Origin of the sequence: Devosia subaequoris, from assembly GCF_014197055.1 — a bacterium.
In the GTDB taxonomy this organism is placed as follows: Bacteria; Pseudomonadota; Alphaproteobacteria; order Rhizobiales; family Devosiaceae; genus Devosia; species Devosia subaequoris.
In genome coordinates, this window is sequence record NZ_JACIEW010000002.1 from 257,229 (window position 1) to 270,190 (window position 12,962).

Sequence of the window (12,962 nt, forward strand, 5' to 3'; positions counted from 1 at the left end):
TAACGGAAATCCACCCAGTGGGCTCGAGCATCGACTTCAGTCGTGCGCTTCACTCAATGCCACAATCTCGGCGTGTCAGGCGCTTAATTATGCCGGCCCAACTTGAGACGAGACGCACTTGCCCCACGATTATCCGACCCTGGTCATCCTCGGCATCGGAGCCGCGATACTGCTCTGGCTGATCTTTTCGGTGATGAAGAAACTGTTCGGTCTGGCGCTGATCGCCGCGCTGGTGTTTGGCGGTTACATGCTCTGGACCAATCCGGACCTCCAGCAGCGAGCCCTCGATCTCATCGGCATCGGCTAGCCATAGCCCAAGCCTCTACCCCAAATAGCGCTCGAAAAATCTTAGAACTGCTGCACGCATGCTCGGCGTCTCCTCGTGCCCGACCCCTGGCTCGCTGATGAATTCGAGCTTGTCCGGGGCGGACGCATAGGAGGGGCGTAATTCGTCCATGGCGCGTGCCACTGCTTGCGGCGGGCTGAGGTGATCGGCCTCGCCAACGCAGACGAGTTGCGGGCGCGGCGCAATCAATGCGGCGATCGATCCGCCATCGGCTTCCTTGAGCAGTCCTGGCACGGTCAGATAGATGCCGTGTCCATCATGGGCGCCCAATTCGACCATGGTGCGGAAATCGGCAAAGCAGCACAGATGCGCCACCGCGGCAATGCGCTTGTCCAGCGCTGCCAGCCAATAGCTCAACACGCACCCCATGGAGAGGCCAAACGCCCCGATGCGCGAGGCATCCACATCGTCGCGGCCCGAGAGATAGGTCAGCGCCGCGGCATGATCGGACAGCATTTCGCCGAACAAGGATTGGCCATACCAAAGCAGTGCCTTGGCGGCAGCGCTCTCCGTGACATCTGCCCGCTCGCCGAAGACCGGCATGTCGATGCACAGCGTCACGTAGCCGGCGCGGGCAAAGACCGGGCCCAAGGGGCTGATCAGATATTCGCGCCCATCAAGCAGCTCGCGGGCGCCAACGTCATAACGGCCACCATGGGAATGTCCGTAAAGAATGGCCGGCAACGGCGCGGCTATCTCGGCGGGACGCGTCAGGATACCCCGCACTTCTGCATCACCGATGCGAAACTGCAAATGCTCGACGACATAGTCGCCTATTGGCTCAACGCGCTTGTCCAGACGCGTGATACCGCGATCTTCAAACCCGAGAAGTTCACGAAAACGGTGTGCAGTGATGGACATGGCGATTCCCGCTTCGGCGCTTAGGAAAGGAGCTATTCATAAAAAACATGTCATTCGCAACACAGCTTTCAATCATCGGCACTTGCCGATGAAGAGAGGAAGGCCCATGTATCTAACTCTTTCCAGCCTCCAGCCGGCCAAGGACTTTGCTAATGTCGAAATTGCTTTCCCCTGTCACCCTGCGCGGCCTGACCCTGCGCAACCGCACGGTCGTCGCGCCGATGTGCCAGTATTCGGCCATCGACGGCTTCACCAATGACTGGCATTTCGTCCATCTTGGCCGCTTCGCCCTGGGCGGCTTCGGGCTGGTGATCGTGGAAGCGACGGGCGTCGTGCCCGAAGGGCGCATTTCCTACGCAGATCTGGGTCTTTGGAAGGATGAGCAGATCGCGCCCCTGGCCCGCATTGTCGACTTCCTGCACAGCCAGGGTGCTGCCGCTGGCATTCAGCTTGCCCATGCCGGACGCAAGGCCTCGACCCCGGTCTCCTGGCACACCGCCGAAGATCTTGCCAGCGAAGAACGGCGGCGCGCTGTTGGCTATGAGTACTGGCAGCCGGTTGCCCCCAGCGCGGAGTCTCATGATCCCAAGAATCCTGATTTCCAGGTACCCATCGAACTCGACAAGGCCGGTATCCAGCGCGTCAAGGACGGTTTTGTCGCCGCCGCCATTCGGGCCGAAAAGGCTGGTTTTGATACGGTCGAAATTCATGCCGCGCACGGCTATCTGCTCAACCAGTTCCTCTCCCCGCTCTCCAACCACCGCACCGACGAATATGGCGGCAGCCGGGAAAACCGTATGCGTCTCGCGCTCGAAGTCACTGAAGCGGTGCGGGCCGTCTGGCCAGACGACAAGCCACTCCTGGTCCGCCTCTCCGTCAGCGACAACGCGCCGGGCGGCTGGACCCCAGAGGATAGCGTGGCCCTGGCCATCGAACTTAAGGCACGCGGTGTCGATGTCGTTGATTGCTCCAGCGGCGGCTTGGCCCAGGGTCGCATCACCTCGACCGCGGCCTATCAGGTGCCTTTCGCCCAGACCGTGCGGCAGGGCGCCGACATCCCCACAATGGCCGTCGGGCTTCTGGGCGACATAGAGGCGGCCGAAGCCATTCTGCAGCGTGGGGAAGCCGATTTCATCGCCTTGGCGCGTGGCGCTCTCGATGATCCGAACTGGGCGGTGCATGCGGCCCGCGTGCTCGACCAGGATTACGACCTCTGGCCGGTTCAGACCCAGCGCGTCTCCGGGCGCGATCAGGTGCTCGGCCTGCGCGCATAAGACCTTCACAAGGTCACCGCGCGGACCAAATTCCGCCGTCTTGGGACGATCACTCTTGTCGCACACAAGAGTGATGCCCAAGTGTGGTGCATTGCAGGGAGCGATTTCATGGATACCAAGGCCGCCATTTTTGCGCTGATGACCGTGTGGGGCGTTGGTACCTGTTCTGCTATTCCCGCAATTGCCCAGGAAAAGGAGCCGTCCGCCGAAAAGACCGAAGCGAGCGAGGACAATGCTCTGATCAACCGGGTCTGGGTGCGGCAGGACAGCAGCGACGCCCTGCCCGGCGTAATGCATATCTTCCTCGCAGACGGCACCATGGTGTCCGACAGCTGTTGGGAAACCTACCGCCTTTCCAATTGGCAGCAACTGTCTGAAACCGAGATTGCGTGGGACGAGGACGGCATGACCATCAACGCCGACATCGCCTCGCTCACCAGCGAGGAATTGGTGCTCAGCCTCAGGCTCGTGGGCGGCGTCGAAGAGCAGCGATTCGCACCGGCCAGCGTGCCCTATCTCTGTCCTGACATGAAAAAATGAGGCCCGGCGGGCCTCATTTGCATTCCACTATCAGATGATGAGCTGAGTCCCTATTTCCACCACACGACCGGTGGGAATGTGGAAATACTCCGTCGCATCGCTGGCATTGCGCGCAAGCCGGATGAACAGCCGGTCCTGCCAGAACCGGATCGGACCGGACTTCTGCCCAAGCTTGAGCGAACGGCGCGAGAGGAAGAACGAGGTCGACATGATGTCGAACTTCCATCCCAGCTTGCGGGCCAGCGCCAGCGCCTTGGGGATGTTCGGCTCCTCCATGAATCCGAATGTCACCACCACGCGGAAGAACAAATTGTTATAAGCGTCGATGGTCACCTTTTCATCGTCCGGCACGCGCGGCGAGGTCGAGGTCCGCACGGTCAGGATGACGTTTTGCTCATGCAGCACCTTGTAGTGCTTGAGGCTGTGCAGGAGTGCCGTGGGTGCGCCTTCAACATCACTGGTAAGGAAAACGGCCGTACCCGGCACCACGGTTGGCTTCTTCTTGGCCAGGTTTTCGACGAGGAACTCAAGTGGCACTTCATCGCGACGGGTCTTTTCCGCCAGGCGATTCCGCCCCGTCATCCAACTGACCATGAGCAGGGATACAAACAGGGCAACGGCGACGGGTACCCAGCCGCCCTGGACGATCTTGGCAGAATTGACGGCAAAGAAACCGCCATCAATTACCGCATAGAGCAAGCCAAACGCGATGACCCCGCCCAGCGGCCACTTCCAGTTGCGACGCATCACCACCAGCAGCAGTGCCAGGGTCACGACCATGATGCCGGAGACCGCAATACCATAAGCGCTCGAGATCGCTGTCGAGCTGCCGAAACTGACTACCATGATCAGCACCATGATCATGATGAACGTGTTGATCTGGGGCATGTAGATTTGCCCGCGCTGATCCTGCGAGGTGTGCTGCACGATCATGCGCGGTAGAAGATTGAGGGCAATAGCCTGCTGGGTAAGGCTGAAGACGCCCGAAATCACCGCCTGGCTGGCAATGATGGTTGCCATCGTGGCCAGCGCGACGAATGGGCCCAGGGCCCAGTCCGGATGCATCTCGAAGAACGGGCTGACCACATTCTCCGGGCCTACATTGAGCACAAAAGCACCCTGCCCGAAATAGTTCAGCAAGAGGCACGGAAATACCAGGCCGAACCAGGCCAGCACGATCGGCTTGCGCCCGAAATGACCCAGATCGACATAGAGCGCCTCGGCGCCTGTCACGGCCAGGAACACGGCCCCCATCACCACAAAGGCGATATTGGCATGTATCACGAGAAATTCGACCGCGTGGTACGGGTTTAGCGCCCACAGCACAAAGGGGTTCTGCACGATGTGATAAAGGCCGATTGTCCCCATCACCAGGAACCACACGGCGGTGATCGGGCCGAAGACCACCCCCACCTTGCCCGTGCCGAAGCGCTGTACGAAGAAGACACCGAGAATGATTACCAGGGTGATCGGAACCACCCAGCGGGTCATGTTGGGCGCCACCAGTTCCAGGCCTTCCACGGCCGAGAGCACCGAAATCGCCGGCGTGATCATGGCATCACCATAGAACATGGCTGCGCCGGCCACGCCCAGGGCGGTAATCCAAACCGGCGGTTTCTCGAATGTCTTGCGCGCCAGTGCCATCAGCGAAAGCGTGCCGCCTTCGCCATTGTTGTCGGCCCTGGTGACAAAGAACACGTATTTGAACGCCACGGTCAGCGTCAGGGCCCAGACAATCAGCGACAGCAGCCCGAGCACCTCGACCTCGGTCGCGCCAACGCCCGGACGGACCGACATGGCTTCGCGGAAGGCGTAGATCGGGCTTGTCCCAATGTCGCCATAGACAACGCCGATCGCCCCAACAGTGAGGAGTGGTAGACTGGATTTTCCGTGGCTGGCCTGTTCGGTCGCTACGTCACCGGCTTGGGCGCCGGCATTTTCCGTATGCGTCATGAGCTTTACGGCTCTCGCTGTTTCAAGGCGGGCGCCGCTATACACCCGTCCCCCATCACAAACAACACCCGGTGATCTGAATAGTTCATATGCGAAAAGGGGCTGCCCGGATAGGACAACCCCTTTTACCTAGTAAACGCTGGTAAAGTCCGCGTTCTTACTCGGCCGCTGCGGCAACCGAATTTTCTTCCTCGCGGGCGGCCTTGGCGGCTTCGCCCCACCAAATCAGCTGGTCGAGCATGTCATTGGCCGAATTGCCGATTGAGCCTTCGATCTCGCTCAACGGCTTGTTCTGCTGACCCATCGGGTGCACGGCAAAGAAGTCGGCGCCGGCGATATGAACAGCGGAACGGGTCGAAACCATCTGCAATTCGATACCGATGGTCCGCAGGTTCTCGACAGCGCGTGCCGCACCCAAGGCGCCATAACCCACCGCACCGAATGCCTTCTTGTTCCAGTTCACATAGGCCTGGTCGATCGCGTTCTTCAGAACACCGGTAATGGCGCGATTGTACTCGGCCACGACGAAGATGAAGCCATCAAATTCAGAGATCTTGTTCTGCCAGCGAACGGCTTCGGGGTTTTGCGAGGGCATCCAGGCATTGGAAGCCGCTTCATCGAAGAACGGCAGGTCGAAATCGCGCAGGTCGATCAGCTCGGCGTCGATTTCCGGGCGTTCATTCGCCTTGTCCAGGATCCACTTGGCCGGCACTTCGCCGAAACGGGTGGGACGGGTGGACGAGATGATGACGCCGATCTTGAGCTTGGACATGTGATGCCTCCTAAGTAACAAATCGTAACTGAGGCGATATATGTGCCTGTCGCGAAAAGTCTCAAGAGGGCACGAATTTGTCAGCCGGGGACATTGCCGTGCCCCGGTTACACTCATGTAAGCATAGGAATTACCGACTATTTCTTCTCTCGGGACAACCTGGCTGCCCCAAATCCGGCTCATTACCTTTATTGGACGCACGCAGTGTTCTTTTTAAGCGAACAATCGGTTCAGGCCAAAACGGCGAGGTAGCGCCGGGTCGCCTCGGCGAACCCCATCAAGAGCGCATCCGCCGTGATTCCATGTCCGATGGACACCTCCGCCACGCCAGGAACGGCCTTCTGAAAATCCGGCAGATTGACCAGCGTCAGGTCATGCCCTGCATTGACACCCAGCCCAGCATCTAGCGCGGCCCGGCAGGTCACCGCCAGCGCCGACAATTGCCGCTCGGCCTCTGCCGCATCATCAAAACAGGCGCCATAGGGACCGGTGAACAGCTCGACGCGATCCGCCCCGGTAGCCTTTGCCGCCGCAATGCCAGCCTCTCCGGCATCCGGATCGCAAAACAGCGAAATTCGCCGGTCCGGCCGCTTCAATCGCTGCACAACCGACCGGAGAAAATTGCCTTTGCCGACAAAATCCCAGCCATGGTCGGATGTGGCCTGCGCCGGATCGTCTGGCACCAGGGTGACCTGCTGCGGGTTCACCTGTTCAATCAGCTCGAGGAAATCCTCGCTCGGATATCCCTCGATGTTGAACTCTGTCTCCGAATATTCTGAGCGCAGCACATCCGACAATTCGAACACATCGCTGCGCCGGATATGCCGTTCGTCCGGGCGTGGGTGCACGGTGATCCCGCTCGCCCCCGCATCGAGCACCACGCGCGCGGTTCCCGTCACGCTCGGCCAGGGCAGATCGCGGCGATTGCGCAATTGCGCGACGGCATTGAGATTGACGGAAAGCAAAGTCATGGCAGAAACCCATAAGAACAGGCCCCTGCCATACACCAGACTGGGCGCCGCGCCCAATCGAACCTTTTGATGAGTGCAATCAGCGTCTTGCTGACTACATGCCCTCAGGACCGCGATTGATCGCGGCTAGGCCCGTGCGGACCACTTCGACCAGCCCCAGCGGCTGCATCAGGGCGATGAAGCTGTCGATCTTGGACGGTTTGCCGGTCACCTCAAAGACGAAGCTTTCCACCGTCGCATCGACGATCTGCGCCCGGAATGCGTCGGCCAGACGCAGCGTTTCGGCCCGGTGATCGCCCGTGCCATTGACCTTGATCAACGCCAGCTCGCGCTCGAGATAAGCGCCCTCCGCCGTCAAATCGTGCACGCGGTGCACCGGCACCAGCCGCTCGAGCTGGGTCTTGATCTGCACTAGCACCTTGGGCGTGGCGATAACCACAACAGTGATGCGACTAAGTCGCTTGTCATGCTCGGTCTCGCTGACAGTCAGACTTTCGATATTGAAGCCACGCGCCGAAAACAGGCCGACGACCCGGGCGAGAATGCCGGGCTCGTTATCGACCAGCACGGAAAGGGTGTGACGTTCGGTCTGCTGGGTTTCCTGGGTCAGGAAATAGGCCGAGCCGGTGGGCTGCAAATGTGCGTTCATTTTCGTGTCCTCCGCAGCGCTCTAAACGAGCGCCCGTCCCTTCTCGTCGATGATATCCCCGATATTGGCCGTATCGGGCAGGATGATCTCATTGTGCGGCTTGCCCGACGGAATCATGGGCAGGCAGTTCTCGTCCTTCTCGACCAACACGTCGAACAGCACCGGGCCGTCATATTCGAGCATGTCGGCAATGGCTGCATCGAGTTCGGCCGGCGTGTCGCATTTGATACCCTTGGCCCCATAGGCTTCGGCGAGCTTGACGAAATCGGGCAACGATTCCGAATAGGAATGTGCATAGCGCGAGCCGTGCAGCAGGTCCTGCCATTGGCGAACCATGCCCATGCGCTCATTGTTGAGAATGAAGATCTTGACCGGCAGGCGATATTGCACCGCCGTCGAGAGCTCCTGCATGGTCATCTGCACCGAGGCCTCGCCGGCAATGTCGATCACCAGCGCATCGGGATGGGCCACTTGCACGCCGACCGCCGCCGGCAGCCCGTAACCCATCGTCCCCAGGCCACCCGAAGTCATCCAGTGGTTCGGCTTGTCGAAATGGAAGTGCTGCGCCGCCCACATCTGGTGCTGACCCACCTCGGTGGTGATATAGACTTCCTTGGACTGTTTCCTGGTCGCCTCATAGAGCCGTTGAATGGCCCATTGCGGCTTGATGACCGTATCTGAGTTCTTGAAGTTGAGCGACCCGACGTCGCGCCATTTCCCGATCTGGGTCCACCAGCCGGCAATCGCTTCCGTGCGCGGCTCATTGGTCCGGCTGCGCCAGATGCGGATCATTTCCTCGAGCACGCGATTACAGTCGCCGACGATCGGGACATGCACCTGCACCACCTTGTTGATGGAGGCCGGATCGATATCGACATGAATCTTGGTGCTGTTTGGAGAGAAGGCATCGATGCGGCCGGTGATGCGATCATCGAAGCGCGCGCCGATATTGATCATCACGTCGCAATCATGCATCGCCATGTTTGCTTCATAGGTGCCGTGCATGCCCAACATGCCCATCCACTGCGGATTGGAGGCAGGGAAGGCCCCCAGACCCATCAAGGTCGAAGTCACGGGAAAGCCGGTCAATTCCGCAAGCTCGCGCAGGTTTTCCGAGGCTTCCGGTCCTGCATTGATGACGCCGCCACCCGTATAGAAAATCGGGCGTTCTGCCTTCAGCATGAGATCGACCGCGGCCTCAATCGAAGCCAGGTCACCATCGACCTGCGGGCGATAGGACTGGTGACGCAGCGTGTCTGCCTCTGGCTTGAAATATTCGCCCACGGCGAACTGGATATCTTTGGGAATATCGATGACGACCGGACCCGGGCGGCCCGTGGTAGCGATCAGGAAAGCCTCATGCAGTATGCGCGGCAAATCCTCGATCGATTTGACCAGATAGTTGTGTTTCGTGCAGGAGCGGGTGATGCCGACCGTGTCGCATTCCTGGAACGCATCGGTGCCGATCAGCGTCGTTGGAACCTGGGCGGTGATGCAGACGAGCGGGATGGAATCGAGCAGCGCGTCCGTAAGGCCGGTGACCGCATTGGTCGCGCCCGGACCGGAGGTGACCAGGACTACGCCAGCCTTGCCGGTCGAACGGGCATAGCCCTCCGCCATATGGGTGGCCCCCTGCTCATGGCGCACCAGGACGTGCTTGACGAAATCCTGCTGGAACATGGCGTCATAGATCGGCAGGGCTGCACCGCCGGGATACCCGAAAATATGTTCGACCCCCTGATCGGTCAGCGCCTGGATCACCATTTCCGCCCCGGTCATCTTCTCGGCCATTGCTCAGCCCTTCCTAACTCTTTCGCCCCTCCCAGCGGGGCCTCTATCTCACCTGCCGCCTGTGTCCCCGCTCAGCGGAAAAAAGGCAATAAAAAAGGCCCCGTTCGGGACCTGTGTTCGGCGCACCAGCTATCGCGCGGGGTCTTACCCCACGTTGCCGATGCGCCTGCGTACTACGAGAATGAGTGCCCGCACTGGACCGCTCCAAAAATTCTAGACGGCGCATTGATAGAAGCACCGTCACGCCAAAGTCAAGTCGCCATGCCTCTCTTGACCCCCGATGCGGCAGAATTCTCGTGCACAGGCACACTTCTGCCGCGAATGGGGGCTGGCACCATGTGCTTGAGATGTTAAGCCGGAACCAACAACGAAATAAGACAGTTCGGTGACATGGGCAAAAGCGCGCTCGACAAGGATCTGCAGCGGTTTTCGGGCCTCGAAAACGCAACCCACAATCTGAGCCGCTCGCTGGCCGCACCCGGCATTGCGCTGGTCTTTTTGCTGCTTGTCGGTGTCTGGGCCGCTTTCGCCATGGGCCAGGGCCCCGGTACCTATGTGGTGGTCATTGCTGCGCTGATCGCCGGCTACATGGCCCTCAATGTCGGCGCCAATGACGTGGCCAACAACATGGGTCCCGCCGTTGGCTCCCGCGCGCTGACCATGGTGGGCGCCCTGGTCATCGCCGGTATCTTCGAGGCGGCAGGAGCCTTGCTGGCCGGCGGCGACGTGGTCAACACGGTGGCGCGCGACCTGTTGATCTCCCCCGAAATGGAAAGCCGCACCTTCATCATGGTGATGATGGCGGCCCTTCTGGCCTCGGCCCTTTGGGTCAATCTGGCCACCTTTGTCGGCGCCCCCGTTTCCACGACCCACGCCGTCGTCGGCGGCGTTGTCGGATCCGGCATTGCCTCGGCCGGCTTTGCCATCGTCAATTGGCCCACCATCGCCGCCGTCGCCGCGAGTTGGGTCATCTCTCCGGTCCTGGGCGGCCTGATCGCAGCCGTATTCCTGGTCATCGTCCGCATGACCATCACGACGCGCCTCGACAAGATCACCTCAGCCCGCGTCTGGGTGCCCATTTTCGTGGCGGTGATGACGGGCATCTTCACCATGTACCTGACCACAAAGGGCCTGAGCCGTGTCTGGAAGCCCGGCTGGGGCGTGACCATTCCGCTCGGCATTGCCTTCGGCGCCCTTGGCTGGGTTGCCGCTATGCCTTGGGTTCGCCACCAGTCGCGTCACATGGAAAACCGCAAGAAGCACGTGGCGGCGCTGTTCCGCCTACCGCTGATTGTGGCGGCCGCGCTGCTGTCCTTCGCTCACGGCGCCAATGACGTGGCCAACGCCATCGGTCCCTTTGCCGCCATCGTCACCGCCATCCAGACCGGCCATGGCGAAGTTGCAGGCATCACTTTGCCGCTTTGGGTCCTGGCCATCGGCGCCATTGGCATCTCGCTGGGACTGGCCTTGTTCGGTCCGCGCCTCATCCGCACTGTGGGCGAGCAGATAACCAAGCTCAATGAGATCCGCGCCTTTTGCGCCGCCCTTTCGGCCGCCGTTACCGTGCTGATCGCTTCGGCGCTGGGCATGCCCGTGTCGTCCACCCACATTGCCGTGGGCGCGGTGTTCGGCGTCGGCTTTCTGCGCGAATACATCTCGCGGCGCGACATGCAGGGCACCGCCGTGCCGATCAATGCGCGCTTTGTCGATCCCAGCCAGCTCAATGCCACGCCTGAAGAGGCGCTGGCCAACGCGCGCCGCGCCGAGACCCGCATGCTGGTGCGGCGTCAGCACGTTTATTCCATCGCAGCGGCATGGGTAATCACCGTGCCCGCCTCGGCCCTGGTGTCGGCTTCGCTCTATTTTGGCTTGAGCCTTTTGGTCCCCTAAGGCGTAGGCCTTCGGCCATCGGGGCGCTTGGCCGCTCTAGCTTGAGATCATCCGGTTGTGCAGGGTCAGTGCCAGCCGCCCTAGTGACTGGTCGGCCAGAAGCCGCCGGGCCTCGGGCAGCGTCGCCCAATGGCGCATGCGCTGGCCCTTTTCCTTGTAGTCGTCGAACTGCTGCGTCACACGCAGCGGGTAGAGCTCAACATCGACCAGCCCGACATTGTCCCCGCCCGCACCGGTCCGGTAGGTCCCAATGACTTCGCTCGAAATTTCTCCGGCAACGCCCGCCTCCTCCTTTGCCTCGACGGCAGCGCTCTCCCAAGGTGTCATATCGGTTTCGACGGCGCCTTTGGGAAAGATCCACTTGCCGCTCCGGCGCGACGTGATCAGCAGGAACGCCATGCGCCCCTCAACGATCGCATAGGGCATCGCCCCGGACTGGCGCAGGCTAGCTGCGGTTTCAACCCGCGGGCTCCAATGTTTCAGTATTTCGCGCATATCGTCCAACGGCACATATTCGAGTCGTCACTTTTCCTAGCCGGACAGTTCGTCTGAACATTTACAAGCAAAAGGGGCCCACAGGGCCCCTTCCATTCCCGTTCTTCACCGTTTCCTTGAAAAACCGGTGAAATCCCGAGCTGCGTCTGGCGCTTAGCTGAGCAGGGTGAGGTCGGTTGCCGAAACCTTGCCGTCGCGACCAGTCTGCAGCTCGAAGCTCACCTTGTCACCTTCATAAAGGCCCTGCAGGCCCGAGCGCTGAACGGCGGAAATGTGGACGAATGCGTCCTTCTCCCCGTTGTCGGGCGAGATGAAACCATAGCCCTTGGTAGTGTTGAAGAATTTCACGGTCCCGGTGATGGCGGCCATGTCTTGGTCCTCTAGGTCTGTTGTGCCGCAACGTGCGGCGGAAGGGTTTGTCCGGGAGTGTGCAACTTTTCCGGACTTACGGTTCACGAGATCAGGAGGTAGCCAAGTTTCCGGCAAGCCGGTCGTTCAGATAGCGCAAGACAAGTGGCACGTATGCACTAATTATCTCTGTTTGCTGTGACATTTTCAAGGCCACCCAGAGCGTTCAATAGACAAACCGCGCTTGATCACAAGAACACCCGGTCGGGGGGCCAACCGGGTGTCTGGCGCTTGGGGGCGCTTGACCGCAGGGGGCGCTGCGGCTTGAGAAGCCGCGCGTTAGCCGCGCGGGCAGGTGTCGATGTAGCGGGTGCCGTTCGGGCGCTCGTAAACGCAGCGGTCGCGGCTGGTTCCGTAGTAACCAAGCAACTCGCCAGCAGCCGCACCAGCAACGGCACCGATACCGGCACCAACCGCCGTACCGACAACATTGCCGCCAGTTGCGGTCGCACCAACAATGCCACCGCCAATGGCACCCACGGTCGCACCCTGCTGGGTGGTCGTACAGGCGGCCAGGGACAAGACGGTTGCGACGATGATCAGGATCTTGTGCATTAATTCCTCCAACGAAACACTCGGACGAAGGAATGCACGGCTCCGTGAATGGTTCCGGCTGGGTTTTAAACTTTATTAATTCAATACCGTCCCTTGCGCCCTAGCCCGGCCAGGGACAATCCCAGCCAGCCCAGCATCATCAGGCCGCCGCCCAGCGGTGCGGCTCCGCCGAACAGTCCCTGCCCCAACAAAGCGCGCATTGTCAGGTCGCCGCCAAACAGCAGCGTGCCACCGGCCAACACCAACCCGGCCCCAAGGAGCAATCGCCCCTGCCCGAACAATCCGACCGCCACCAGCACCGGCGCATGAGACAGAAACATCGTCGCCAGGGCGCTCAGATTCCGGCTCTCGCCATGTGATGCGGCAGCAGCGGCAGCAACACCGATTGCACCCATCAGGCCAGCAAGAACCAGGAAATGTCTCGGCACCAGTCTGGGCATCTCATGCTCCCGGCATC

At 60.7% G+C, this 12,962-nt stretch carries 14 protein-coding genes; 4 read left to right on the top strand and 10 right to left on the bottom strand.

The window, feature by feature from the left end; all coding sequences use genetic code 11:
• The first annotated feature begins 118 nt into the window (after nt 1-118).
• Nucleotides 119-307: a hypothetical protein gene (locus GGR20_RS05880; RefSeq protein WP_183310314.1), complete on the top strand. Its 189-nt coding sequence runs from the start codon at nt 119-121 to the stop codon at nt 305-307.
• A gap of 15 nt (nt 308-322) precedes the next feature.
• On the opposite strand, the gene GGR20_RS05885 is transcribed toward GGR20_RS05880, so the two are convergent.
• The gene (locus GGR20_RS05885) at nt 323-1,207 is read right to left on the bottom strand and encodes an alpha/beta hydrolase family protein (RefSeq protein WP_183310315.1); all 885 of its coding nucleotides are present in this window, start codon (nt 1,205-1,207) and stop codon (nt 323-325) included.
• 152 nt (nt 1,208-1,359) lie between these two features.
• Here GGR20_RS05885 and GGR20_RS05890 point away from each other — a divergent pair, with 152 nt between their 5' ends.
• Together GGR20_RS05890 and GGR20_RS05895 are read left to right on the top strand one after the other, a co-directional pair.
• Nucleotides 1,360-2,481 carry an NADH:flavin oxidoreductase/NADH oxidase gene (locus GGR20_RS05890; protein WP_183310316.1) on the top strand — a complete coding sequence of 374 codons (1,122 nt, stop codon included), beginning with the start codon at nt 1,360-1,362 and terminating at the stop codon, nt 2,479-2,481.
• Nucleotides 2,482-2,589: 108 nt separating this feature from the next.
• Nucleotides 2,590-3,021, top strand: a complete 432-nt coding sequence (locus tag GGR20_RS05895; RefSeq protein ID WP_183310317.1) for a hypothetical protein — start codon at nt 2,590-2,592, stop codon at nt 3,019-3,021.
• Nucleotides 3,022-3,051: 30 nt separating this feature from the next.
• Here GGR20_RS05895 and GGR20_RS05900 read toward each other — a convergent pair whose 3' ends face one another.
• From GGR20_RS05900 to GGR20_RS05920, 5 genes are all read right to left on the bottom strand, one after another.
• On the bottom strand, nt 3,052-4,974 hold the full coding sequence (locus tag GGR20_RS05900; RefSeq protein ID WP_183310318.1) for a potassium transporter Kup: 1,923 nt from the start codon (nt 4,972-4,974) through the stop codon (nt 3,052-3,054).
• Between the two features lie 157 nt (nt 4,975-5,131).
• Entirely contained in the window at nt 5,132-5,746 is a 615-nt protein-coding gene (locus GGR20_RS05905; RefSeq protein WP_183310319.1) for an NADPH-dependent FMN reductase, read from the bottom strand.
• Between the two features lie 230 nt (nt 5,747-5,976).
• Nucleotides 5,977-6,717 carry a pyridoxine 5'-phosphate synthase gene (locus GGR20_RS05910; RefSeq protein ID WP_183310320.1) on the bottom strand — a complete coding sequence of 247 codons (741 nt, stop codon included), beginning with the start codon at nt 6,715-6,717 and terminating at the stop codon, nt 5,977-5,979.
• A 94-nt stretch (nt 6,718-6,811) separates the two neighbouring features.
• Nucleotides 6,812-7,366 carry an acetolactate synthase small subunit gene (gene ilvN / locus GGR20_RS05915; RefSeq protein ID WP_183310321.1) on the bottom strand — a complete coding sequence of 185 codons (555 nt, stop codon included), beginning with the start codon at nt 7,364-7,366 and terminating at the stop codon, nt 6,812-6,814.
• 21 nt (nt 7,367-7,387) lie between these two features.
• A complete protein-coding gene (locus tag GGR20_RS05920) occupies nt 7,388-9,157 on the bottom strand; it encodes an acetolactate synthase 3 large subunit (RefSeq protein ID WP_183310322.1) in 1,770 nt (589 codons plus the stop codon).
• A gap of 390 nt (nt 9,158-9,547) precedes the next feature.
• Here GGR20_RS05920 and GGR20_RS05925 point away from each other — a divergent pair, with 390 nt between their 5' ends.
• Nucleotides 9,548-11,047 carry an inorganic phosphate transporter gene (locus GGR20_RS05925; protein ID WP_183310323.1) on the top strand — a complete coding sequence of 500 codons (1,500 nt, stop codon included), beginning with the start codon at nt 9,548-9,550 and terminating at the stop codon, nt 11,045-11,047.
• Between the two features lie 36 nt (nt 11,048-11,083).
• On the opposite strand, the gene GGR20_RS05930 is transcribed toward GGR20_RS05925, so the two are convergent.
• From GGR20_RS05930 to GGR20_RS05945, 4 genes are all read right to left on the bottom strand, one after another.
• On the bottom strand, nt 11,084-11,542 hold the full coding sequence (locus GGR20_RS05930) for an NUDIX hydrolase (RefSeq protein WP_183310324.1): 459 nt from the start codon (nt 11,540-11,542) through the stop codon (nt 11,084-11,086).
• A gap of 153 nt (nt 11,543-11,695) precedes the next feature.
• The gene (locus GGR20_RS05935) at nt 11,696-11,911 is read right to left on the bottom strand and encodes a cold-shock protein (RefSeq protein ID WP_046104661.1); all 216 of its coding nucleotides are present in this window, start codon (nt 11,909-11,911) and stop codon (nt 11,696-11,698) included.
• A 318-nt stretch (nt 11,912-12,229) separates the two neighbouring features.
• A complete protein-coding gene (locus GGR20_RS05940) occupies nt 12,230-12,505 on the bottom strand; it encodes a YMGG-like glycine zipper-containing protein (protein WP_183310325.1) in 276 nt (91 codons plus the stop codon).
• A gap of 80 nt (nt 12,506-12,585) precedes the next feature.
• A complete protein-coding gene (locus GGR20_RS05945) occupies nt 12,586-12,945 on the bottom strand; it encodes a DUF423 domain-containing protein (RefSeq protein ID WP_183310326.1) in 360 nt (119 codons plus the stop codon).
• Between the last annotated feature and the right edge of the window lie 17 nt (nt 12,946-12,962).